The 23760-nt window shown below is 67.9% G+C and carries 24 protein-coding genes; 12 read left to right on the plus strand and 12 right to left on the minus strand.

Going from position 1 to position 23760, the window contains the following annotated elements; translation table 11 throughout:
- The first annotated feature begins 29 nt into the window (after positions 1-29).
- Complete coding sequence (locus tag AC069H_RS16260; protein WP_478232817.1) at positions 30-1196, plus strand: sensor histidine kinase; 1167 nt, start codon at positions 30-32, stop codon at positions 1194-1196.
- Positions 1193-1828 carry a response regulator gene (locus tag AC069H_RS16265; RefSeq protein WP_478232818.1) on the plus strand — a complete coding sequence of 212 codons (636 nt, stop codon included), beginning with the start codon at positions 1193-1195 and terminating at the stop codon, positions 1826-1828. Before AC069H_RS16260 ends, AC069H_RS16265 begins: the two co-directional genes overlap by 4 nt.
- A 210-nt stretch (positions 1829-2038) precedes the next feature.
- On the opposite strand, the gene aztD is transcribed toward AC069H_RS16265, so the two are convergent.
- The 4 genes from aztD to aztB are packed head-to-tail and all read right to left on the minus strand — an operon-like array spanning position 2039 to position 6178.
- On the minus strand, positions 2039-3211 hold the full coding sequence (gene aztD / locus AC069H_RS16270) for a zinc metallochaperone AztD (protein WP_478232819.1): 1173 nt from the start codon (positions 3209-3211) through the stop codon (positions 2039-2041).
- Positions 3212-3237: 26 nt separating this feature from the next.
- A complete protein-coding gene (aztC, locus tag AC069H_RS16275; RefSeq protein ID WP_478232820.1) occupies positions 3238-4137 on the minus strand; it encodes a zinc ABC transporter substrate-binding protein AztC in 900 nt (299 codons plus the stop codon).
- The gene (locus AC069H_RS16280; protein WP_478232821.1) at positions 4134-5330 is read right to left on the minus strand and encodes a WD40 repeat domain-containing protein; all 1197 of its coding nucleotides are present in this window, start codon (positions 5328-5330) and stop codon (positions 4134-4136) included. Before AC069H_RS16280 ends, aztC begins: the two co-directional genes overlap by 4 nt.
- Positions 5327-6178 (minus strand): zinc ABC transporter permease AztB, encoded by an 852-nt coding sequence (aztB, locus tag AC069H_RS16285; RefSeq protein ID WP_478232822.1) that lies wholly within the window; start codon positions 6176-6178, stop codon positions 5327-5329. The genes AC069H_RS16280 and aztB overlap by 4 nt, the downstream gene beginning before the upstream one ends.
- A 47-nt stretch (positions 6179-6225) precedes the next feature.
- Between aztB and aztA the strand changes: the two genes are divergently transcribed.
- Positions 6226-6975: a zinc ABC transporter ATP-binding protein AztA gene (gene aztA / locus AC069H_RS16290; RefSeq protein ID WP_478232823.1), complete on the plus strand. Its 750-nt coding sequence runs from the start codon at positions 6226-6228 to the stop codon at positions 6973-6975.
- A 9-nt stretch (positions 6976-6984) separates the two neighbouring features.
- Positions 6985-7566 carry an SMI1/KNR4 family protein gene (locus AC069H_RS16295; RefSeq protein WP_478232824.1) on the plus strand — a complete coding sequence of 194 codons (582 nt, stop codon included), beginning with the start codon at positions 6985-6987 and terminating at the stop codon, positions 7564-7566.
- Between the two features lie 430 nt (positions 7567-7996).
- Here the strand turns inward: AC069H_RS16295 and AC069H_RS16300 are convergent, their stop codons facing one another.
- The gene (locus AC069H_RS16300) at positions 7997-8206 is read right to left on the minus strand and encodes a hypothetical protein (protein ID WP_478232825.1); all 210 of its coding nucleotides are present in this window, start codon (positions 8204-8206) and stop codon (positions 7997-7999) included.
- Between the two features lie 297 nt (positions 8207-8503).
- Here AC069H_RS16300 and AC069H_RS16305 point away from each other — a divergent pair, with 297 nt between their 5' ends.
- The gene (locus AC069H_RS16305) at positions 8504-8686 is read left to right on the plus strand and encodes a hypothetical protein (RefSeq protein ID WP_478228154.1); all 183 of its coding nucleotides are present in this window, start codon (positions 8504-8506) and stop codon (positions 8684-8686) included.
- On the opposite strand, the gene AC069H_RS16310 is transcribed toward AC069H_RS16305, so the two are convergent.
- Positions 8632-9246, minus strand: coding sequence for a TetR/AcrR family transcriptional regulator (locus AC069H_RS16310; RefSeq protein ID WP_478228153.1), 615 nt, complete (start codon positions 9244-9246; stop codon positions 8632-8634). The genes AC069H_RS16305 and AC069H_RS16310 overlap by 55 nt on opposite strands.
- 87 nt (positions 9247-9333) lie before the next feature.
- On the opposite strand from AC069H_RS16310, the gene AC069H_RS16315 reads away from it, so the two are divergent.
- Positions 9334-9795 (plus strand): nuclear transport factor 2 family protein, encoded by a 462-nt coding sequence (locus AC069H_RS16315; protein WP_478232826.1) that lies wholly within the window; start codon positions 9334-9336, stop codon positions 9793-9795.
- A gap of 11 nt (positions 9796-9806) precedes the next feature.
- On the opposite strand, the gene AC069H_RS16320 is transcribed toward AC069H_RS16315, so the two are convergent.
- Positions 9807-10490 (minus strand): class I SAM-dependent methyltransferase, encoded by a 684-nt coding sequence (locus tag AC069H_RS16320; protein WP_478228151.1) that lies wholly within the window; start codon positions 10488-10490, stop codon positions 9807-9809.
- Between the two features lie 39 nt (positions 10491-10529).
- Between AC069H_RS16320 and AC069H_RS16325 the strand changes: the two genes are divergently transcribed.
- From AC069H_RS16325 to AC069H_RS16335, 3 genes are all read left to right on the plus strand, one after another.
- The gene (locus AC069H_RS16325; protein WP_478232827.1) at positions 10530-11570 is read left to right on the plus strand and encodes a DUF2891 domain-containing protein; all 1041 of its coding nucleotides are present in this window, start codon (positions 10530-10532) and stop codon (positions 11568-11570) included.
- Between the two features lie 573 nt (positions 11571-12143).
- The gene (locus AC069H_RS16330; protein ID WP_478232828.1) at positions 12144-12545 is read left to right on the plus strand and encodes a hypothetical protein; all 402 of its coding nucleotides are present in this window, start codon (positions 12144-12146) and stop codon (positions 12543-12545) included.
- Between the two features lie 125 nt (positions 12546-12670).
- Positions 12671-14134, plus strand: coding sequence for a trypsin-like serine protease (locus AC069H_RS16335; RefSeq protein WP_478232829.1), 1464 nt, complete (start codon positions 12671-12673; stop codon positions 14132-14134).
- A 56-nt stretch (positions 14135-14190) separates the two neighbouring features.
- On the opposite strand, the gene AC069H_RS16340 is transcribed toward AC069H_RS16335, so the two are convergent.
- Positions 14191-14679: a hypothetical protein gene (locus AC069H_RS16340; RefSeq protein ID WP_478232830.1), complete on the minus strand. Its 489-nt coding sequence runs from the start codon at positions 14677-14679 to the stop codon at positions 14191-14193.
- Between the two features lie 277 nt (positions 14680-14956).
- Between AC069H_RS16340 and AC069H_RS16345 the strand changes: the two genes are divergently transcribed.
- The 3 genes from AC069H_RS16345 (at position 14957) to ligA (ending at position 18475) form a co-directional block, all read left to right on the plus strand.
- A complete protein-coding gene (locus AC069H_RS16345; RefSeq protein ID WP_478228146.1) occupies positions 14957-15208 on the plus strand; it encodes a hypothetical protein in 252 nt (83 codons plus the stop codon).
- Positions 15209-15331: 123 nt separating this feature from the next.
- Positions 15332-16429, plus strand: coding sequence for a calcium:cation antiporter (locus AC069H_RS16350; protein ID WP_478232831.1), 1098 nt, complete (start codon positions 15332-15334; stop codon positions 16427-16429).
- 54 nt (positions 16430-16483) lie between these two features.
- On the plus strand, positions 16484-18475 hold the full coding sequence (gene ligA, locus AC069H_RS16355; protein WP_478232832.1) for an NAD-dependent DNA ligase LigA: 1992 nt from the start codon (positions 16484-16486) through the stop codon (positions 18473-18475).
- Between the two features lie 172 nt (positions 18476-18647).
- Here the strand turns inward: ligA and AC069H_RS16360 are convergent, their stop codons facing one another.
- The 4 genes from AC069H_RS16360 to AC069H_RS16375 are packed head-to-tail and all read right to left on the minus strand — an operon-like array spanning position 18648 to position 23542.
- Entirely contained in the window at positions 18648-19793 is a 1146-nt protein-coding gene (locus AC069H_RS16360) for a family 2 encapsulin nanocompartment cargo protein terpene cyclase (RefSeq protein ID WP_478232833.1), read from the minus strand.
- A 25-nt stretch (positions 19794-19818) separates the two neighbouring features.
- Positions 19819-20682, minus strand: a complete 864-nt coding sequence (locus AC069H_RS16365) for a geranyl diphosphate 2-C-methyltransferase (protein ID WP_478232834.1) — start codon at positions 20680-20682, stop codon at positions 19819-19821.
- A 53-nt stretch (positions 20683-20735) separates the two neighbouring features.
- Positions 20736-22124, minus strand: a complete 1389-nt coding sequence (locus AC069H_RS16370) for a family 2B encapsulin nanocompartment shell protein (RefSeq protein ID WP_478232835.1) — start codon at positions 22122-22124, stop codon at positions 20736-20738.
- Positions 22121-23542, minus strand: a complete 1422-nt coding sequence (locus tag AC069H_RS16375) for a family 2B encapsulin nanocompartment shell protein (protein ID WP_478232836.1) — start codon at positions 23540-23542, stop codon at positions 22121-22123. The genes AC069H_RS16370 and AC069H_RS16375 overlap by 4 nt, the downstream gene beginning before the upstream one ends.
- Positions 23543-23760: the final 218 nt, after the last annotated feature.

Below are 23760 nucleotides of genomic sequence, written 5' to 3' on the forward strand. Positions count from 1 at the left end.
CCGATCCCGCTCCGTAATCTGGACGCACTGTGACCGCCGCGCCCGTTTTGACCCCGACCAGCCGGGTGCTGACCTGGTGTCTGCACCTGCTGCTCGTCGCCCTGCTCGCACTGGCGGCCGCGCGGGCGGTGGCGGACGGCTCGCCCGAAGCGGGAGCGGTCGTCGCGGTGGCGGTGACGTGCGCCGTGGTGTACGCGGCCGGCCCGCTTCTGCCCCGCGTCAGGACGTCCCGGCCGGCCGCCCTGTGGTGGCTGGTCGCGGTGGGCCTCGTGTGGCTGGTCCTGCTGGTGCTGACCGCCGACGGCGTCTGGGTCGCCTTCCCGCTGTACTTCCTGCAGTTGCATTTGCTGCCGCGCCGTCAAGGCCTGGTCGCGGTGATCGCGACCGCGCTGGCGGCGATCATCGCGTTCGCCGTCCACCAGGGTTCCTTCGCCCCGGCGGCGGCGATCGGCCCGGCACTCGGTGCCGCTGTCGCGGTCGCCGTCGTCTGGGGTTACCAGGCGCTGTACCGCGAAAGCGAACGTCGCCGGAACCTGATCGAGGAGCTCACCGCCACCCGCGCAGACCTCGCAGAAGCCCAGCACGCGGCGGGAGTGCTCGCCGAGCGGGAGCGCCTGGCCCACGAGATCCACGACACCCTCGCCCAGGGACTGTCGAGTATTCAACTCCTGTTGCGCGCGGCGGAAAGGACACTGCCCGATACCGCGGGGAACGCCGCCCGCTACGTCGAACAGGCTCGTCAAGCCGCCGCGGACAACCTCGCCGAAGCCCGCCGGTTCGTCGTCGCCCTGTCGCCTCCCGCGCTCGACGACACCACGCTGGCCGACGCGCTGGAACGGCTGTGCGCCACCACCAGCGCCCGGCACCGGACCACCGCGCGCTTCCACCTCGCCGGCGACCCCGTTCCGCTGCCGACCGCGCACGAAGTCGCGTTGCTGCGCATCGGTCAGGCGGCACTGGCGAACACCGTCCGGCACGCCGACGCGTCCACCGCCGATGTCACGCTGAGCTACCGCGGCGAGTACGTCACCCTCGAGGTCGTCGACGACGGCGTCGGCTTCGACCCGGAACACAGCGGCTTCGGGCTCACCGCAATGCGCACCCGGACCGAAGCGCTGGATGGGATCTTCACCGTCGAGTCCTCCCGCGGACACGGAACAACCGTGTCCGCGCGACTGCCCAAGGAATGCCCGTGACCGAACCCCCGATCCGGCTCCTGCTGGCCGACGACCACCCCATCGTCCGGGCGGGACTGCGTGCCGTCCTGGAAACCGAGCCGGGTCTCGTGGTCTCGGCCGAAGCCGCGACCGCTGAGGAAGCGGTGTCCCGCGCCGCCGAGGGCGACATCGACGTCGTGCTGATGGACCTGCGGTTCGGCGCCGGGATGACCGGCGCCGAGGCCACCGCGGCGATCACGGCGCGGCCGGACGCACCCCGCGTCCTCATCGTCACGACCTACGACACCGACGCCGACACGCTGCCCGCCATCGAAGCCGGCGCCACCGGCTATCTCCTCAAGGACGCCCCTCCCGAGGATCTTGCCGCCGCCGTGCGCACCGCCGCCGCCGGACGCACCACGCTCGCCCCGACCGTCGCCGACCGGCTCATGAACCGGATGCGGATGCCCGCCACCGCGCTGACGCTGCGCGAGATCGAAGTCCTGGTCCTGGTCGCCGACGGCCTGTCCAACCGGGCCATCGCGGATCGGCTCCACCTGACCGAGGGCACGGTGAAATCCCATCTGGCCCGCAGCTACACCAAACTCGGCGTCGATTCGCGTACCGCCGCCGTCGCCACCGCGACCGACCTCGGTCTGATCCGGCGCTGAACGGCAGCGCCTCCTCTGCTGAATGTGGCGGGTCCGTGAAGGCCTCCTTGCCTACCCTGAAGGTAGGGAAGGAGGCCTTCACGGACTACGTGATCGCCGCCCGCTCTCCCAGCAACACCACCAGCCTCAGCGGTCACAGCGGCGGCGTGGTCGAGCATAGGTCGTGAGTGGTAAGGACGGTTGGAACCGTCTCTACCACTCACGAGTGGGTCAGTGGGCGAGCACGCCGCTGACCTCGTTCGGCGTTCCCGGAATCGTCCCGGTCGCGGTCTTCGTGCCGGACGCGAGGTCCACGGAGTGGATCTCCTTCTTGCCGGGATCGGTGACGTAGGCGGTTCCGCCCCGGACGAAGATCGCCGGGCGCGGCTGCTGCCACTCGATCGGTTCCTGCCAGGTACCGAGGACGGCGATCTTCCGCGTCACCGCACCGCTCACCGGGTCGATCACGTGGATCTGACCGTCGGTGCCCAGCACCAGGGCCTCACCCTGCGGTCCGCGAGCCAGCGACCGGAAGGTGTAGCTGGTCCCGATGTCGACGTGCTTGAGCGTGGCCTTCTCGGTGTCGATCAGGGAGATCCGGGTCGGGCGTTCGAGCTCGGCCGCTTCGTCGACCTTGTAGTCGCCCAAGGTGATCGGGGAGACGTCCGAGCCCGCCTGGTTGCCGATGCGCCCGTACGGGTCCGGGCTGGTCACCTTGGTGATGACGCCGTTGCGGTAGATCAGCGCACCGGTTTGGCAGCCGACCACCACCGCCTCGCCGCGCGCGGCGGCTTCACCGTGCACGCCGGGGCACTGCTCGTTGCGCGCGATCTCCTTCTTGTCCTTGTCCAGCACCACGATCCCGGACCGTTTGTCCTTGTCGCCGACGGTGGTGAGCAGTTCGCCGTTCGCGAGTTCGACGGCCACACCGTGATGCGCCTCGGGCGTCTTGTGCTTCGGCGCGGGGAGCGCCGCGGTGCCGATCGTCTTCGGGTCGAAGACGGTCACTTCACCGGTCCCGTCGGCGAACAGCACCGTCTTGCCGGCGTGCCGGACGACGTGTCCCGGTTTCGCCGCCTTGACCTCGTTGTCCGTGAGCACGGCACCGACGGCGTCGAGGACCCGGAATCCGGTGGAGGTCGAGACCAGGAGGTGCCGGTCGTTCCCGGCGGGGTTGAGCCGGTTGAAGCCTTCCAGCGGGAGGTTCTTCGCCTCCTTCAAGGTCTTCCCGTCGAGCAGGACTATTCCGCCGTCATAGGTGACAGCCACCGGATCGGCGACGACGGGTGCCGGAGCCACGTCCTTCGCGGGCTCCGCCGCCGGCTGTTCGGTCCCGCAGGCGGCGAGCGCGAGGGTGCTCGCCGTCGTCGCCATCAGCGCGAGATATCGGGCTTTCCGTGCCATTTTCCTGTGCCTTTCGTCTGTTCCGATCAGGAACGGGTCAAACCGGTGGTGATCGATTCGGTGTTGGCGCGCATCATTTCGAGATAGGTGGCCGCGCCCTGGCCTGGTTCACTGAGCGATTCCGAGAACAACGGGGCCACCTGGACGTGCAGCCCTGCCTGCTCGGCCAAGACCCGCGCGAGCCGGTCCGGTTGCGAGGAATCGGCGAAGATCACCGGCACTCCGGCCGCGCGAACGGTGTCGGCGAGTGCCTTCAGATCCGAGGAACTCGGTGAAGCGAGTGTGGTACCGCCGGGGATCACGGCACCGACGACCTCGAAGCCGAACCGCTGTGCCAGGTAGCCGAACACATGGTGGTTCGTGACCAGCTTCCGGCGCTCCGGCGGAATCCCGCCGAACTTCTCGGTCATCGCCTTGTCGAGCGCCTCGATCTCCCCGCGATAGCGTTCGGCGTTGGCGCGGATCACCGCTTCGTCGACCCCGTCGACATGGGCGACGACCTCGTCGGCGATCGTCTTGACCGCGTCGCGCACCCGTGCCGGATCCGTCCAGAAGTGGGGATCGGGTTTGCTGTCGGCGTAATTGATCGGGTTCACCCGCTCCCCGGCGGGCAACGCCGGTACGCCGCTTTCCTCGGCCGTGCGGACAGTGCGCAGGATCCCCTCTTCGAGCCCGAGTCCGTTGTAGACGATCAGACCGGCACGCTCGACCTGGGCCGCCTGCTGTGCGGAGATGCCGAAGGAATGCGGGTCGGCGTTCGGCTTCATCAGCACCGTCACCTCGGCCTGATCGCCGACGACGGCGCGAGTGATGTCGCCGAGGATGTTCGTCGTGACGACGACCGACTTGCCGCCCCCGCCGGTCCCGGAGCAGCCTGCCGCCGCCAGCAGCGCCACCATGCACAGGGCGAGTACGCGGCGCCTCATCGGCCGGTCTCCACGATGTGCCCCGCCTTGCCGCCGACCTTCAGCGTCCTGGCGCGTCGGAGGTTGTCGTTGTAGTCGATTTCGTACACCTCGGCCGAGAGCGGGTTGTTGACGTAGGCGCGGGTCGAATCGACCTGGATCGACGGAACCTCGGCGGCGGTCGCTTCGGGCGTCAGGAGCGGGACGGCCGTCTGTTCCTTTCCGGAGCCGTCGAAGGAGCGCAGCTTTCCGTCCCGGGCGAGGACCAGCAGCGGTCCGCCCTCGCCGACGGCGTTCACCGCGGCGACCGGGCCGGTCTCGACGTACTGCCAGCTGCGTCGGCCGACGTCCAGTGACCACACCGCGGACTCCCCCGCCCGCGCCGCGAGCGTGGAGCCACCGGGCCGGTGGAAGAAGGCGGTGGCGCGTTCCCGCGCGGTGACGCTGCGCGGGTACGGGATCTTGACCCCGGCGAACGCGCCGTCCTTTTCGGTCACCAGCAGGGCGCCGTCCGCGCAGCCGAAGACGACTCCGCGCCTGGTCACGGCCTGGCCCTGCAGCTCGGGGCACGGCTGGTCGATCTCGGCCACGGCTTTGCCCTGACGGTCGTGGACGCGCACTCCGCGGGCGAGCGGCTTTCCGGCGTCCGCCACCGTGGCGATGATGTGCTCGCGGTAAGGGATCGCGACACCCGAGTGCGGCTCGCGCGTGATCTTCCCCAGTTCGGTCACAGAGCCCTTGTCGAGCGCGGCTCGATCCAGCAAGGTCGTCGTACCGTCCGAATAGGACAGTGCGGCGACGGCGGGATCGCTGTAGGCCGCCAAGGGCTGTTTGCCGGGCGCCACGCCGACATCTCGGACCTTCGCCCGGTAGTAGTGGACGTGGTCACCGTGGTCGACCATCCACGAGCCGCTGTCGATCACCCGGATCGTGCCGTCACGAGCGGTCAGGTAACCGAAGCGGCCGTCACCCGTCACGGCTCGCACTCCGTCGACTCGGCCGACCTCGTGCACCTCCTCGGTGATCAGGTCGACGACCCGAACGGCGCCGGTGTCCGTGTCGGCGACGATCAGCCGTGACTGCGCCTCGGCCGCCTCCTCGGCGCCTTCGACGTAGCCGTGCGGGACTTCCGCGGTCACCTCCTTCGGCTGCTCCGAGCCGCACGCCGCCAGGGTCAGCGCCGCGACGACCGCCGTCGCTGCTTTCAGTTTCATCGTGAGCTCTCGATCTCCGGTGTCAGGGAACGGAATCGCTGTCGTACGAAGGACAGGAACGCGGAAAGGAAGAACAGGAGGACCGCGCCGGCGGCGATGGTCGCGCCCGCCGCGGTGCCCCAATGCCAGGACACGAGCAGGCCGCCGACCGTGGCGGCGATACCGAGCAACGCCGCGATGAGCATGATCGTGGTGATCCGCCGCGACCAGAAGAGCGCCGCCGCGGCGGGGGCGATGAGCAGGCCGAACACCAGCAACGTCCCCACGACGCGGAACGACGCGACGATCGTCAACGTGACCAGCCCGAGGAGCACCGCGTTCGCCAAACGTGGACGAAGCCCCAGTGTGTGCGCCTTGCGGACGTCGAAGGTGAGCGCGGTGAACGAACGATGTCCCACCAGTGCCACCACCCCCACGACGAGAAGGGTGATCGCGAGGCCCACCAGGTCGCCCGATCCGACGGCGAGCACGTCGCCGAACAGGAAGCCGGTGAGATCGACCGCGAACGACCGTGAGTGGGACACGATGATCACGCCGCTCGCGAGCATGCCGACGAAGAGCAGCCCGATCGTGGTGTCCTCGGACAGCCGCCGCGAACGGCCGAGCGCGGTCACGCCGAGCGCCATCACCCCGGCGCTGATCGCAGCGCCGATCAGCAGGTTCACGCCGGTCAGCGAGGCGATCGCCACGCCGGGCAACATGCCGTGCGACATCGCGTCGCCGATGAAGGCCATGCCGCGCAACACCACCCAGGTGCCCACGACGGCGCACACCGCCGAAACGAGCACTCCCGCCACCAGCGCGCGCTGCACGAACGACACCTCGAAGGGGATCAGCAACCACTCCACCCGTCACACTATAGTGGTAATGATTGTCATTATCTGAAAGAGGTGTGATGACCCCGGACACAGCGGCACTCACGATCGACCGCGCACACGCGCACTACGGCTCCCGCGAGGTGCTGCGCGGGATCACCGCCCAGGTGCCGTCGGCGCGGCTCACCGCGATCGCCGGCGCGAACGGCGCGGGGAAGTCGTCGCTGCTGAACCTCGTCGCGGGCGTGCTCCCGCCGACCACCGGCACGGTGACCCGGCGAGACCCGGGGCGGGTCGCCTACGTGACCCAGCAGAGCGAGGTGTCGCGGTCGTTGCCGATCACCGTCCGCGCCACCGTGACGATGGGGCGCTGGGCGCACCGCGGACACTGGCGGCGGCTGTCGAAGACGGACCGGGAGATCGTCGGGGAATGCCTGGAGTTACTGGAGATCACGTCGATCGCGGACCGGTTGATCGGCACGCTCTCCGGTGGGCAACGCCAACGGGCGCTGGTGGCGCAGGGGTTGGCTCAGCAAGCCGGATTGCTGCTGCTCGACGAACCATCGGCCGGGCTCGACCTGCACGCCCGCGGCCTGATCGACGAAGCCCTGCGCGCCACACTCGCCGAAGGCACGACGGTCCTGCGCGTCACCCACGACCTCGATGTGGCGGGCCGGGCCGATCACTGCCTGCTGCTCCAGGACGGCCGCCTCGTCGGCGAAGGTGTTCCGGCGTCAGTGCTGACCCCGGAACGCGTGGCGGAGGCCTGGGGCCTGCCGACCCGCATTCAGTCACCTGATCGCGTGCCCGAGGCCGCCGATTCTCGCTAGGGTGCACCGGTGGAAGCGACGTGGCGGCGCATCATGGCCTTGTTGTCCGAACACGCACCCGCCACCGCGCGGGAAATCCGGTCCCCGGCACCGGCCGCGCACGTCGCGCGCCTGCGGAATCGCGTCGGCCTCGAACTCCCGCCCGAACTGCTCACCTGGTGGGCCCTCATGGACGGCGTCGACGACGAACGTGTTCGCGGAACCGGAAACCTGATCCCGAAGGGCTACCAGCCTCTGTCGGTGGCGCGAGCCGAGGAGGAGTACACCCGGCAGTCGCGGTATCCCGACCCTGACTGCTGCACTCCGGAAAGCACCCACCGCAAGGAGGCGGGCCAGGCCGGATTCCCGTTCTGCACCGCGATCCTCCCCATCGGCCGGGCCATCGACGGAGGTCTGCTGTGCGTCGATCTCCGGCCCGGCGAGCACCACGGTTGCGTCATGGAGTGGTACGCCAGCGAGGGGATCTACTGGTCCGACTGGGCGAGCGTGACCGAGATCCTCGACGAGATCGCCGAGCGACTCGACAACTACGTCCACGGCCTTGGAGAACGGCATCCCGTCATCAGCGACTGTGCGCTCAGCTGGCTTTGACCCGCGAAAGCCACCGCACGGTGACCTCCAGGGCCTCTTCCGCCGAGTCCCCGAAGCCGTGTCCGCGCCGGCAAGAGAGTGCCACTCGGTCTCGGGCCGCGCGAGGGCCGTTTCCCGCGCGATGTCGCGAGAGACGTGCTCGTCCCCCGAGCCATGGACGACGAGCGCGGGCGGCCTGGACGCCAGGAAGGCGACCCGCGGGTCGAGTTGAGCGAACTCCTCGAACAGCGCCGCACCCAGCTCGAACCGGCCTTCAGCTCCGGCTCCAGGAAGGTCCGCCGCAGGTCGAGCAGCGGCTGCCAGAGCGCGACCCGCCGCACAGGCAGCGACGCCAGCGACAGTGCCGTGCTCACGGCACCGAAGCTCGACGCCACCACCGAAACGGGCTCGTCCACCGCGGCGCGCAGTTCCAGGAGTTCGCCCGCGACGGTCATGTCCCTCGGCCGCCCGTCACTACGGCCGTGCCCGCGGAAGGAACCCTCAGCACCGAGAATCCCGCCACGGTGAGCCTCGGCGCGAGCTCGGTGAAGAGCCCGTTCTCGTCGAGGTCCGCGGTGATGCCGTGGACGAGCACGACCGTCTCCGGGCCGCCGTCGTGCCGGACGCTGTCGAGCCGTAGCCCGTCGGACGTCGTGATCACAGGTACAGCACCAGGTGTACGGCAGCGTCGAGACCATCGCGCGTTCGGGGCGCACCCCGGCCTGCTGCGACGCCCACACGGTCTGTGTGCTCGTGGGGTCGGAGAGGCTGAACACCTGGTTGCAGGACGCCATCAGCCCGTCACGCGGTGCGAAGTACGTCATGGTCTTCATGATCAACGACAGGAGCAACCATCGCTCGATCGGCTGGGGCCGGTCCGCCGACGGGCGGAATTGGACGTTCTCGCAGACCTCGCTTATCCGCCCCGACCATCGCCCAGCGCGGCACGTTGACGTACGTGATCTACAACGACTTCAGCAAGCGCAAACACCTCGGTGTCTTCCACGCCCCGATGTCGGGAGCACCGGACAACGGGCGCTGCGCGGCTCCGTCGTCCGGGACCATGAACGGCAAGGAGTACATGTTCTACGAGGCCGGGGCACGCCTGGACGGCTCGATCGCGATCGCCCGCGCGGTCTGACTTCCGAGCAACGCCGCGACCACCTCGCGCGCCTGACGGGCAGGCGCCGGGTCCCCGCTGATTCCCGCCGTCACGATGGCTCCTTCGGCGAGCAGGTAGACCGGTTCGGTCACCGGCAGACCCGTTGCCCGCACCCAGGTGTCGATCTGTTCGCGGAACGCCTGTTTGTGCGCCCGCACCTCGGCCAGTACCGCCTCGGACGACGCGCCTAGTTCGCCGTGCGCGTTGATCCAGGCACAGCCGCGGAAACCCGGTTCGGCGAACCACCCCGCGAGCCAGTCGAAGATCGAGAGCACCCGCTCGCGGGGATCCGCGACCCGGTCCACATGTGCGGCCAGGCTGCCACGCCAGCGCTGATCACGGCGTTTGAGCATCGCCACCACGAGGTCTTCCTTGGCTTCGAAGAACCGGTAGATCCGCTTGAGCGAGAGGCCGGACGCCGCGCGCACCTGGTCCATGCCGACTGTCTGAATGCCGTTTTCGTAGAAAAGTTTCTCAGCGGCATCGAGCAGGGCTTCGCGATCGACGCGGTTCTGCTCATCGGTGACGGCGGCCGGCATCGGGTCTCCCTTGACGTTGAGAACGTGCGTTCCCTATCGTAGGCGCCAGACGTGGAGAACGCACGTTCTCAACCTGGGAGGCTCGACATGACCGAAGATCGCCCGCCCTACCCGCCGTTCACCCGCGAGACGGCACTACGGAAAGTCCAAGCGGCAGAGGACGCCTGGAACACCCGGGATCCTCGCAAGGTGGCGTCGGCGTACACGCCCGACTCGGTGTGGCGGAACCGGGAGACCTTCGTCCGCGGCCGCGAGGAGATCGTCGCGTTCCTGACCGGGAAGTGGGAGCGGGAACTCGACTACGCGCTGCGCAAGAACCTCTGGGCGTTCACCGGGAATCGGATCGCCGTCCGGTTCCAGTACGAATGGCATGACCGGGCCGGTCGATCGTGGCGCAGCTACGGCAACGAACTGTGGGAGTTCGACGAGCACGGTCTCATGAGCCGTCGCGAGGCGAGCATCAACGACGTCGCCATCTCCGAGACCGAGCGGCGTATCCACGGCCCGCGCCCGAAGGAGGAACACGGCGCCGACTCCCCGCTTCGGTGAAGCCGCCGCGATCAGTCCACGATCGCGGAGATCTCCCACAGGCCCAAGGACTTGTCGGCGTAGGCGCCATCCTCCTCGGTGCACCCCTCGACCAGCACGGTCAGCGGCTCCGGGAACCCGAACGGCTCCCGGCACAGGTTCAGCGGCCGCCAGTCGCCGGTCACGATGTCGGTGTTGGTCCGCAGTTCGGTGAACGTCGTGGTCAGCAGGTACCGGGAACCGCTCCGCCGCAGGTTGCGCAAGGCCCGCCCGATATCGGCGAAACTCAGATGAACCAAGCAATCCCGGCACAGCACGAGATCGGCCGACGGCAGCGGATCGCCGGTCAGATCGAGCACCCGGAACTCGTGGACCGGGTCGCCCCGGAACCGTTCGGCGTTCATCTCGATCAGATCGGGAACGATGTCGGCGCCGATGTACCTGTCGAGATCAAGGCCCACCTCACTGAGCCAGCCGTAGTCGCCGCACGGCAGGTCAAGCAGGGTGCGTACCCCGAAACGAGCGAGAAGAGCAGGCAACCTGTCGCTCAACTCCCGCGTCTGGACCGACTCCGAACCAGGCCCGGAGACCGAAGAGGAACTCCACAGCCGGGAACGGAAGATGTAGGTGAAACGATCCTGGGTCCCCATGCTTTCCAATTCTTCGGCGACCCGCCGGAAGTTGCGCTGCGCCGTGGTGATCGGTCGTTCGTCCACTCTGGCATCGTAACCTCGTGCGTAATGGAGGGCGGTGCGATGACCGAATGGGATTTCGAACGCGACCGGCTGCTGAAGTCGAATGCCGGCGCGCTGGCCAGGACGGCGCTGACCAACGTCTTGCGCGAGTATCCGCACCACGAGAGTCACTGGCACGTCGAAGGTGTGCCCATCCTCTCCCCTCGGCTCTCGCACCCGTGCTTCTACGGCAGTTTCGATTGGCATTCCTGCGTGGAGATGTTCTGGGTACTCGTGCGTTTGCTGCGCCGTCACGCCGAACTCGTGCCCGCCGAGGAGATCCGCGGGCTTCTCGGCGAGCACCTGACCGTTGAGGCGCTCGCGGGCGAGGTCGCTTTCTTCGCCCCCGAGGAGCAGCGCAACACCCAACGCCCGTACGGCTGGTCGGCACTGCTGGAACTCACCTTCGAAACCGCCACCTGGGATGACCCGGACGCCGCGTGCTGGTCAGCGGGGCTGCATGAGTTGAGCGCCGTCTTCGTGAACCGCTACCTCGACTGGCTTCCCCAGGCCACGTACCCGATCCGGTACGGGGTGCATGACAACGGCGCGTTCGGATTGTCTCGCGCCCTGCCGTACGCGGGATACCTCGCCGACCACGGCGACCCGCGGTTGCGCGGCCTCATCACCGAGACCGCATGGCGCTGGTTCGGATCCGACCGCGATTACCCTGGCTCCTGGGAGCCGTCCGGGGCCGATTTCCTGTCCCCCGCGCTCGCCGAAGCCGAGCTCATGTCCCGCCTGATGCCCGCGGCCGAATTCACCGATTGGCTGGGACGTTTCCTTCCTGGCATCGCGGAGCGTAGACCCGCGACTCTCTTCACCCCGGTGACCGTCACGGACACCTCCGACGGACAACTCGCCCATCTCCACGGTCTCAACCTGCATCGGGCGTGGTGCTGGCACCGCATCGCGGACGCCATCCCGGGCAATGACGACCGGATCCCCGCCATCCTCGAAGCCACGCACGCCCATACCCACGCTTCACTCGCACAAACCACGGGCGGTGCTTACATGGTCGAACACTTCCTTGCCTACTACGCGCTCCTCCTGCTCGGCTGAGCCGGCAACCGGCGAGAGTGTTCGGAGTGCGACCACCCGTTCAGAGCAGTCACTCGCTGTTGGTAAGCCGAGCGAGGCGACTACGGGTGAACACCCGCCTGATCGGGTGAACACACCGTGAGCACGCTGCTCGGATCTCGTTGAACCTGGGCGAAGTTCGACTTAACTCGGCAGTTGCGATCAGCATTTCGCACAATGCGAAAACAGCGTGCACGACAGCGCCAACATCGGGCTTCACCTGGGGGACTTCGCTACCACGGCACATCTGGCGATGACCTGACTCGACACCGGGAAGGCAAGTTGCCGGGCCGCGGAGATCTCTCGGCGGCACTGATCCATTCGGCGCCACCCACTACTTTTAGTAGTTTTCGAAGTCACCCGGACCGTTGAGCGACGCGTGCATACCGTTCAGCGCGACACACGCTGTACTACTGAACGGTCACAGTCTGCTTTCGCCAAGATGTCTTCAGCCGCACCGGTCAAGAACCGGTAACGCACGCGTGGCCCCCTGCTGTCACAGGAGGCCACGCGGATGTCCATTCGCCCGCTCGCTAGAACAAGGACAGGACGGTCGTGACCTTACAGCCTGACAACACGAAGACACCAGACAATGAGCCGCCCCAACGGGTCAAAGTCGTCATCGACAACGCCGAAAAGCCGGCTCGGCGTGTCGCGACGTCCGCGGAGATGATCCGCACGGCGCGGCCGCTCCTGAGGACACCGGGACGCCACCGCAAAGAGCAGACGCGCGACAGCTGGCTCTGCCTGGCGATGGCGGTCCTCGCCGGCTGGGCCCCGACGCTGCGGATGTGCCTCCTGCTGACGATCGGCGGCGGAATCGTCGTCGGCGTCGTCAGGATCAGCACTCCGCAAATCGGGCTGTCGGCAGGGACCACCGTCGGTCTCCTGACCCTCTTCTGCGTATGGATCGTCAAGTCCCGCCAAGGAAAACAGCGGCGAGAGCCGAGTCTGTAACCGCATCGCGCCCCGTGCCCGTCACCTCGCGGGCACGGGGCGCCCGGCAATGTCGGAAAATCTCCCCGCCTGTGCGGCGACTTCCGGTTGAATGATCGCGAAGTCCCGACATGTGAGGAGATCTCGTGCGGAGAGCTAGAAGACTGGGGGCCCTGGCCGTTTCGGTGCTGGCGGCGGCCACGGCACTGGGCAGCCCGGCGTCGGCCGACACCGTGCAGTCGTTCCACACCTCGCTCGACCCCGCTTCGGTGCGGGAGTCGATGCGCTATCTGGTCGAGAACTACGGAGTGAGCGAGCAGGAGGCGTTGCGGCGTCTGGAACTGCAGACCGACAGCCTCAAACTGGACGAACTGCTGCGCCGCGACCGCGGTGCCGAGTACGGCGGCATGTGGCTCGACCAGGACAAGGGGCAGCTGGTCGTGGCGATGACCAAGCCCTCGGCGGCCGAGCCGTATCTGAAGGCGATGCCCGCACGCTCCGCTGTTCGCACGCAACAGGTCCAGCACTCGTTGCAGCAGCTCACGGCGGCGAAGTATCGCGTCGCCGCCAAGGTCGGCGCCGGTCCGGAAGCGGTCTACCTGCCTTCGGTGAGCGAGTCCGAAAACCGTGTCGTGCTTTGGGAACGCGGTTGGGTGGCGCAGGAGAAGGCGGCCGTGCGCGCCGCGGCCGCCGAGACGAACGCCGCGCACCAGGCCGCGGCGGCGGAATCCGGCATGGTCGTCTCCCGCGTGCTGAAGAACCCGAACGCGCTGTCCACGGCGAACGTGGATCTGGGTTTCTGTCACCCGCTCTACTGCACGAACTACGGCCCGATGCGCGGCGGCCTCCGGCTGGACATGAAGCGGGACAACGGTACCTGGGGCGGTTGCACCAGCGGCTTCAACCTGCGGTCCACCGGTGGCGGGTTCCCCGGTAAGGGCTGGGTGCTCACCGCGGGCCACTGCATGCGGACCAAGACCAACAACACGCCGACGCAGCACAACGGCAACGACGTGCTGCAGCAGCACGGCATCGAGAAGAGCTCGTACCCGTACGACTACGCGGCCCTGCCGTACGTCAACGACGCGGCGTCGATGCAGTGGCTCGAAGGCCAGACCGGCCGCAACCGCGTACTGAAGTATTGCCGCAACGGCGGTATGGACAGCAACGGTGACACCCCGTGCGGCGCGCAGGCCACCTCGGTCGACGAGTACATCACCAGTGCCCGCAAGCTCGCCGACATCAAGGCCGGGTATGTCGTCTGCGCCTCCGGAACGGCGTCGAGCGCGGTGAATTACCCCGATTCCGTCGACAGCGGCGCGGGCGCCGGCTACCTCGTCGGGACCCGGTGCGGTCGCGTCCTCTCCACGGACGTCGGCATCAACACCGACCTCTGCGCGCGTCCGGGCGACAGCGGCGGACCGCTGTTCAGCCAGGCCGACCACGCGGCACTCGGCATCCTGGTCGGCAACCAGCAGTCCCGGTCGGGCCCCTGCCAGGCCGGTGAGCTGAACAACTACGCGCCGATCGAGACGATCACCACCGATCTCAGCGAGCGGATCGCCAGTCAGGGATCCACGTTCGCGGTGATCACGACTCCGAACGGCTGACCTCACAAGTACGTGAAGGCCCCCTTCATCTTGGGTGAAGGGGGCCTTCACCGACTTCACGTGGTCAGCAGAGGACCTTCGTACCGCAGTGCGTCACCCTCGCCGTACACCCGGACCGTCAGCTCCGGCGGCTCCCACGGGGCGAACACTTCGTCGATCGTCCGGGGCACCGGACCCAGGTCCACGTCCACGGCGAAGGTGTGCGCCACGATCGCCGCCTGGACGACGTCGCCGTCCGCGTCGGCCACCTCCAGCCGGGTGACCCCGGTGTCGAGCGCGCCGAGCACGCCCGGTCGCCTGCTCCACACCGCGAACCCGCGCTCGCCGGTGTCGCGCCCGTATCCGGTGCTCATGATGTTGAACAGCGTGCGCTCTCCCTCCCGGAAGACGCACTCCGCCTCGACACCCGAATCGTGGTAGGCCAGCATCCGCCCGTCCGCGGTGCTCGTCCCGATCCGGGCCCCGGTGTGCCACCCCGCGTGTGACACCGCCTCCGCCGATCCCGCGATCTCCGCGGACCGGTAAAGCTCACAGAGGTCCGTCAACTCCGCTATCCATCGCGCGGTCTCTTCATCACTTGCTGGGGCCACTACGCGTGTGCCCTCCTTCCTGACTGTCCACAATGGTCATCAACGAGGCTGGCACACCCGGATGTCGATCACATCGGGGTTCTCCCGGAGATCGCCCCGGCCCGCTGCACGGTTCGGTGCAACCGACGCCGGGCGGTTAGGCCGAGCAGAGCAATCTCGCGGGTATCCCGTCATGGGTGTTTCCGTCACCCGTCGGAGTGTCGTGACACTCCGACGCAGAGAGGTACGGCCGATGACCGCGCAGCGCACGATCACGGAAGAGATCGGCGAAATCGGTGTCTGGCTGATGGGCGAGTTCGGTGGCCGCGTACCCGCGGCCGTGATCAGCCGGGTGCTCAACGCGAGCAAGCGCGACCTCGAAGGCCGCATCGACCCTGAAGCGCTGGGCGAGATGTTCTACGCCCTCTGCCGGTTCCGCCTTCAGCGGATCGTCGCCGCGGACGAGCGGATCACGGTCACGATTCCCGACGGTCGCCCTTCGTGATGGTCTTGCCCCTTCGAGAGGCAGTTGCGGCCAGGGAAGCAAGACCAAGCCACACTCGCCTGGCATTCACCTCGCGACCCCCATGGAGGGGCGACGTCACGCAGAGTGTGCGAAGGTGACGGCATGGCCGCTCCGCGCAGACGATTTCCCGTGTCCTGGACCACCGTCATGCCGGTCCTCGCCATAGTCGTGCTGGCGCTGAGCTGGGGCCGTGACCTGGGCCCGGTGCCCGTGGCCATCGTCGCGCTCGCGCTCGGCGGTACCGTGCTGGCCGCGGTGCACCACGCCGAGGTGGTCGCGCATCGCGTCGGGGAACCCTTCGGCTCGCTGGTGCTGGCGATCGCGGTCACGGTCATCGAGGTCGCGCTGATCGTGACGATGATGTCCTCCGGCGGCCCCGAGGCCGGGACACTCGCCCGCGACACCGTGTTCGCCGCGGTGATGATCACGATGAACGGCATCGCGGGCATCTCGCTCATGGTCGGCGCCCGCCGCTACGGCGAGACACACTTCAACCCCGAAGGCAGCGGCGGCGCGCTCGCCACCGTGGCGACACTCGCTTCGGTCAGCCTCGTGCTGCCGACGTTCACCACGAGCACCCCCGGCCCGGCCTTCAACGGCACACAGCTCACCTTCGCCGCCGTCGCCTCACTGCTGCTCTACGGACTTTTCGTGCTCACGCAGACCGTGCGCCACCGCGACTTCTTCCTGCCGGTCGACAGTGAGGGCTCCGTCAAGGAGGAAGAACACGCCGAACCGCCGACCAACAAGGCCGCCCTGACCAGTCTGGGGCTGCTGCTGGTCGCGCTGGTCGCCGTAGTCGGCCTGGCGAAGGTCGAATCGCCCGCGATCGAAGCGGGAGTCCGCGCCGCGGGGTTCCCGCAGTCGTTCGTCGGCGTCGTGATCGCCATGCTGGTGCTGCTGCCGGAGACCCTGGCCGCGACCCGGGCCGCGCGGCGCGACCGGATGCAGACCAGCCTGAACCTCGCCTACGGTTCGGCGATCGCGAGCATCGGGCTCACCATCCCGACCATCGCACTGGCGTCGATCTGGCTGGACGGGCCGTTGCTGCTGGGCCTCGGCGCCACGCACATCGTGCTGCTGGCGCTGACGATCGCGGTCAGCGTGCTCACCGTCGTCCCCGGTCGCGCGACGCGGTTGCAGGGCGGGGTGCACCTGGTCCTGCTGGCCGCGTTCCTGGTGCTGGCCATCAACCCGTGACACGAGTCCTCTTCGGACGGTGTTCTGTCGGTGGTCCCGGGTAATCTCTGCCCCGTGAACGCTCGGAACCGCATCCAAGAACTCGCCGATCAGATCGTCGTCCTTCGCGACGCCTACTACCGTGGCTCGCCGAAGGTCGCCGACGCCGACTACGACGCGATCGAAGACGAATTGCGCGGGCTCATCGAGGCGAACCCCGAGCTCACCCCGGATCCGAACCCGCTCGACCAGGTCGGCGCGCCCGCCATCCTGCACGCGCCCATCCGGCACTCGCGCCCGATGTTGTCACTGGAGAAGGCGACCAAGCCCGAGCAGGTCGCGGCGTTCTTCACCCGGTTCCCGGGCCAGCCGGTGGTCGTCATGCCGAAGCTCGACGGCCTGTCGCTGGCGCTGGTCTACGAGAACGGACGGCTCGCCAGGGCGGTCACCCGCGGCGACGGGACCACGGGCGACGACGTGACCATGCTGGTCCGGGCGCTGACCGACGGCGTCCCGGACACCGTCGACGCCCCCGGCCGGGTCGAGGTCCGCGGTGAGGCGGTCATGCTGCGCTCCACCTTCGCCGCCTACAACAAGGTCCACCCGGACAAACCGCTGATCAACCCGCGCAACGCCGCCGCCGGCACCCTGCGCGCCAAGGATCCGGCCACCGTCGCCGAGCGGCGTCTCCAGTTCTTCGCTTTCGACCTCTCCACCGAGCCCGAAAGTGCGGAGACCGATCTCGACGGCGCTCTCCGGACGCTCGGGTTCGCCGCCGCGGACATGCGCCACTGCGAGGACGCCGAGGCGGCACAGGCGGTCATCACGACCATCGAGCAGCAGCGCAACGAACTCGACTACGACCTCGACGGTGCCGTGCTGCGCCTGGCGGATCGCGACGCCTACGCCGCCGCCGGCACCAGGTCCAGCTCACCGCGTGGCGCGCTGGCGTTCAAGTTCGCCGCCGAGGAGAAGACAACCGTGCTCGCCGATGTCGTATGGGACGTCGGCAAGACCGGCAAGATCGCACCCGTCGCGTGGCTGGAGCCGGTGTTCGTCGGCGGGACCACCGTCACCCGGGCGACGCTGGCCAACCAAGAGGTCATCAAGGCCCGCGGCATCAAGATCGGCGACACCGTGCTGGTGCGCCGCGCGGGCGACGTGATCCCGTTCGTGGCTGGCGTTCTCGACGCCGCCAAACGCACCGGCGAGGAGCGGGAGATCGTGCCGCCCTCGGTGTGCCCGTCGTGCGAAGAACCGTTGACCGAACAGGGCAACAGCCGGGAACTGTTCTGCACCAACGTCGCCTGCCCCGCGCAGACCGTCCGGCGGCTGATCCACTGGGCGTCTCGCGCGGCCGCGGACATCGACGCGATCGGCGGCGTCTGGATCGAGCGGCTCGCCGAGGCCGGGATTCTCGAGCACCCGTCGGACTTCTACCGGCTCACCAAGGAGAAGCTGCTGGAGTTCGACCGGATCGGCGAAATCTCCGCCACCCGCATGATCGAGTCGATCGACGCGAGCCGGGCCGTCGGCCTGCGCCGGGCGCTGATCGGGCTCGCGATCCCGATGGCGTCCGAGGGCACCGCCGCGCGACTGTGCCGGGCAGGGTTCGGTTCGCTGGAAGCCGTCGCCGACGCCGGCGAGGAAGGCCTCGTCGCCGTGGAGGACATCGGCCCGAAGGTCGCCGCGTCCCTGATCGAGCACCTCAGCCGGCTTCGTCCCGAGCTCGAGCGGCTGCGGGAAGCCGGAGTCTCGCTGGACGTACGCGAAGAAGACCTCCCGCCGGTCGTCGCGGCCGGCGCGCCGCTGGAAGGCAAGACGGTCGTGGTCACCGGCTCGATCAGCGACCCCCGCTCCGGCGAGAAGGTGCCGCGCCCGACCTTCCAGCGGCTGTGCGAAAGGGCGGGCGCGACCATCGCGTCTTCGGTCTCGGCGAACACGGACATGCTGATCACCGGCGCCGACGTCGGGGCGAGCAAGCTCACCAAGGCCGAGAAACTCGAAGTCGAGGTCGTGGACCAAGGCGTGATCTGGCAGCAGTTGATCGAGGCCGGTGTCGTTTAGCGATGGGTCTCGTGAGTGGCGTGGCTGCTGGCTCCTGTGGGGTGAACGTCGCGGTCACCTAGGTAGTGAAGGCCTCCTTACCAACCCTCAGGGTAGGCAAGGAGGCCTTCACGGCTCACCCCACGTTCAACCGCATCCGGGAACCACGTAGGTACCGAAGACACCCTTGGTGCTAACCGTCCTTACCACTCACGAGCTTGTACCGCGGACTCGTCGAGTGCCATTCGAAACCGCCGCCCATCCATCCACGCAATCCGCGTAAGAACCGTTGCAATTCGACGGAAGGAACAGCGCTCAGCTTTTCGTGCGCCGCCTGGAAGTCCCGTACGACGTCGTTGTGCAGTTCGACGGTGATCGCCGTGGCCTCTTCGATCGAGCATTTCCGGTCGCCGGCGATCAGCAGGACCGCGTTGCAGGGCGGCGACTCGTCCTCCAGGTCCTTGGCGACCGAGTGCACGTCGTTGACGAGCACGGCCGCCGTCCCCGCCTGGATCGCCGCCTCGCGGACCCGGGGGTCGTAGTACAGGTTCGAGGTCAGTTCGTAGCCACCGAGGACGTCGATCAACGTCATCGAGGTGTAGAAGCTGTCGTGCTGCCGTGCCGCTAGGTATTCCCACGCCGGCGGGTATTTCCCGCTGTGGCGCCACGCGGCGTAGGCGGTCCAGCTCACGAACATCGCGAAGGTCGAGTAGCAGACTCGCTGGACCTGCGCCGCGGTCCCGGATCGCCGCAGGAAGTCCGTCGCCGAGCCCAGGGCTACCAGAACCCGGTCGTTCCGCAGTGTTTCGTCGAGGTCGCGGCTGAATTCGCCCAACGACGGCACCGGGTCCATCGCGGCCATCGCCAGCGCGAGCTTAGGCGGCAGCTCGGCGGGCACGGCGCCGAGGGAGGTGTCGTCGGCGTAGAGGTCGTCGGCCGCCCACCATGCGGCGTTGAGCTTCGCCGAGATCAACAGCCGGTCCGGATCCTCACAGTCCGGGTGGGCGAGCATGACGAGCCTGCCGAATCCCGCCTTCCCGATCTGCTCGCACTCCTCCTCGTCGAACCCGCACTCCCCCGCCCACAGGACGAGCCGCCGGTCGACCTCCAGGGCGAGCGGATCGTTGATCCGTTCGGTGACGGGGCAATACAGCGGCGGCGCCGACCCGTCGCCCCACGGCCGGTAGGCGTACGCCGGGTCGAGAGCGGGCTCCTGCGGCGGTGGACCGTCCTCCACCGCCGCGGGAACAGCGGTCAGCCGGGCCGCCAGCCGGGCGGCGGACGTGCCCAGCCCGCTCGGACCGGCCAGCAGTGTGGCGAGCGCACCCTGTTCGGTCATCGCTTGCTCCGATGGTCTCGCGGGATCAGACGCGGTCCGCGGCGATCAGCAGGTAGTGGAAGCTGCCTTCGCGATAGGCGTCGAGGAACGGTCCTTCGATCCCGGTCGCCACCGAAGACTTCGCCCGCAGCTCCCAGTACGGGATCGTGTCCGGCGTCAGGTCCACCACCGAGATCGGCACCAGGTCGTTCGCCGTCATGGCCTTGAAGTACTCACTGCGTGGGTGGATGTTGCACGTGTAGTGCTGGTCGATCTGCGCGACGGCCTTGGACCGGCCGCCGGTCACGTCGTTGTAGCACCCGGTGATGGTGACGTACCGCCCGCCGAACTCCAGCTGCCGCGCGTGCTCGGCGAAGAGTTCGTGGAGGTCAACGTACATCGTGCTCTCGTTGTTCCAGATCGCCTTGCGCGAGCCGGTTTCGAAGCCGGTGTCGAGCATGTTCCGGAAGTGGTAGCGCACCCGATCGGCGACACCTCGGATATCCGCCTGGTGATTGGCGAACTCGACCTGCTTCTCCGAGATCGAGATGCCGTCGACGTGGCAGCCGAAGCGCGCGTTGGCCATGATGCTGGTCCCGCCGCGTCCGCAGCCGGCGTCGAGGAGCCGGTCGTCCGGTTTGACGTCGCCGAGGTGATCGAGCAGGACGTCCGCCTGAGCGGTCTCCAGTCGGTGCATTTCGGCGATGATCCGCTCGTCGCGGGTGTTCTCGGGGCCTTCCAGCACCGACCAGTCGACCTCGCCGACCCCGTAGTGGTGGTGGTAGAGCCCGTCCACATCGCCCAGACGCAGGTTGACCGGATCCTTCTCCTTGTTCCAGTACGACGCCACCGACTTCTGGTACTCGGTGCGCAACACCTTGGCAGGAGCGGGAGTACGGGCGATGGTCACGTGTGTGGTCCTTTCTGGAGCGTTGTTGTCCGTTGTCGTCGCGGGGCGAGGGGTCACCGCGCGACCTCGACGTTCTCCAGGACACCGAGCGCGTCCGGAACGAGCACGGCGGCCGAGTAGTAGGTGCTGACCAGATAGCTGGCGATCGCCTGTTCGTTGATGCCGTCGAAGCGCACGTTCAGGCCCGGCTCGTACTCGTCGGGCAGGCCGGTCTGGTGCAGTCCGATCACGCCGTTGTCCTCGACACCGGTCCGCATGGCGAGGATCGAGGACGTGCCGCTGTCGGTGATCGGGATCTTGTCGCAGGGCAGGAGCGGCACGCCGCGCCACGCGGCGACCACCTTGCCGTCGATCGTGGTGCCCTCCGGATACAGGCCGCGGCGCGTGCATTCCCTGCCGAACGCGGCGATCGCCTTCGGATGGGCGAGAAAGAACTTCGTCTTGCGGCGACGACTGACGAGTTCGTCCATGTCGTCGGGTGTCGGCGGACCCGACCGGGTCTGGAACCGCGACTTGAGGTCGGCGTTGTGCAGCAGCCCGAACTCGCGATTGTTGATCAGGTCGTACTCCTGCCGCTCCCGCAGTGCCGCCACGGTCAGCCGGAGTTGCTCGTCGAACTGGTCCATCGGCCCGTTGTAGAGATCGGTGACCCGGGTGTGCACCCGCAGCGCAGTCTGCGCGACGGCAAGGTCGTACTCGCGCGGCGAGATCTCGTAGTCGACGAACGTGCCGGGAAGCAGTGGCTCGCCGTCGTGCCCTGATGACATCCCGATCTCGGCCTCGCCCTTGGCGTTCTGCGGCTTTCCCTTATGCGCCAGCATGTCCTGGACGTGGCGGCGCATCGCCTCCGACCGGCCGTTGAGGTCGGCGAAGTCTTCGGCGCGCAGGGTCAGCACGATGACCGGGGTGACGGCCTTGGCGGTGAACGGCCAGTTCCGGTCGATGCCGGCGAGCATTTCGTCACCGAAGTGGTCGCCGTCGGCCATGCTGCCGACAGTGGCTTCGGCGCCGTACTCGCCCGGCACCACCTTGGCGATCTTGCCGTGCGCGACCAGCACGACCTCGTCGAGCGGAGCCCCGTGGCCGACGATGGTCTCGCCGGGCTGGTACTCGTGCTGCACGAACCGGTCGGCGAGCGCGGTGAGCGTGTCCTCGTCGTCGAAGCCCCGCAGCAGGGCCAGTTCCGCGAGTTCCTGCGGGACGACCCGGACCTCGGTGCCGACGTTGGTGAAGCTCACCCGTCCGTCGCCGATCGCGTAGGTCAGCCGCCGGTTGACCCGGAAGGTACCGCCGGACGCCTCGACCCAGGGCAGCATCTTCAGCAGCCAGCGCGGGGTGATGCTCTGCATCTGCGGCCGCGTCTTGGTGGTCGTGGCCAGGTTGCGCGCGGCGGCGGGGCCGAGACTGAGCCGCCGGTCGGCCTCCGGCGTCGTGGCGGTCATCCTTCGCGGCCGAGTTCGGCGGCTTCGAGGACGGCCAGCGCGTCCGGTACGAGCACGGCGGCGGAGTAGTAGGTGCTGACGAGGTAGGAGATGATCGCCTGCTCCGAGATCCCCATGAACCGGACGTTCAGGCCGGGCTCGTATTCGTCCGGCAGGCCGATCTGACGCAGTCCGACGACGCCCTGGTTCTTCTCGCCGGTGCGCATCAGCAGCACGGAGCTGGTGCTGGTCTGGCTCACCGGGATCTTGTTGCAGGGCAGGATCGGCACGCCGCGCCAGGACGGCACCTTGTGCCCGCCGAGATCGGTGCCGGTCGGGTAGATCCCACGTTTGCTGCACTCGCGGCTGAACGCGGCGATCGTGCGCGGATGCGCGAGGAAGAAGCCGGGCTCCTTCCACACCAGTGCGAGCAGGTCGTCGAAGTCGTCAGGAGTGGGCGGGCCGGTGCGTGTCGCGATGCGCTGGGTGAAGTCGGCGTTGTGGAGCAGGCCGAAGTCCGCGTTGTTGATCATTTCGTGCTCTTGCCGCTCACGCAGCGCCTCGATGGTCAGGCGCAACTGCTGCTCGGTCTGGTCCATCGGCTGGTTGTAGAGATCGGACACCCGGCTGTGGACCCGGAGCACCGTCTGGGCGACGCTCAGTTCGTATTCGCGCGGCGAGGTCTCGTAGTCGACGAACGTACCCGGCAGCAGTGGCTCGCCGTCGTGCCCGGAGGAGATGTCGATCTCGGCCTCGCCGAAGTCGTTGGCGCGCCCGGAGTCCTGCGACGCCTGCTCGATCTGTGCCTGCAGCGATTCGGACTGTTCCAGTATGCGCTCGAAGTCCTGGCGGGTCAGGGTGAGCACGGTGCAGGCGGTGGCCGCCTTGGCGGTGAACTCCCAGATGCCGTCACCGTCCACGAGGGCTTGCGCACCGAAATAGTCGCCGTCCTTGACCACGCCCAGCGCGGTCTCGTCACCGTAAGGACCAGGGCCGGTCTTCGTGATCTTGCCGTGTGCGATGAGGTAGACCCGGTCGGCCCGGTGGCCGAATTCGACGAGCACGTCGCCGGCCGCCACTTCCTGCTGTTCGAATCGGCGGGCGAGTTCGGCGAGTACTTCCTCGTCGTCATATCCCTTGAGCGGCTTCAGCTCTCCCAGTTCCGCCGGGATCACACTCACCTCGGCGCCCGCTTTCGAGAAGGTCACCCGCCCGTCGCCGACCGCGTAATTGAGCCTCCGGTTGACCCGGTAGGCACCACCGTTCACCTGAACCCATTCGAGCGACTTCAGCAGCCAGCGGGACGAAATTCCCTGCATCTGCGGAACGGATTTGGTGGTCGTCGCCAGGTTGCGCGCGGCGGCCCTGCCCAAACTCAGCTGCGGATTTTCCGGCCCCTGGACACCTTCGGCGGAAGTGTCCGATTCGGTCACGGTCACAGCAAGGTCCACCCTTCGATAGTCGTGTGAACAAACAAGATCCACAATTCGCGGCGCGCCGGTCCTGCCCCGAAGTGCGGTCCGCAGGATCAACATAGCAAGGGGTTTTTCCCACACAAGCGCACTTTCAGGTAATACGACAATGCCACCCGAATGCCGAATTTCTTTTGCACACGAAGCCTTTTGACAAAGTCACTCGACGTTCTACGGTGGCCACG

It is taken from the genome of Amycolatopsis sp. NPDC043887, assembly GCF_056435665.1.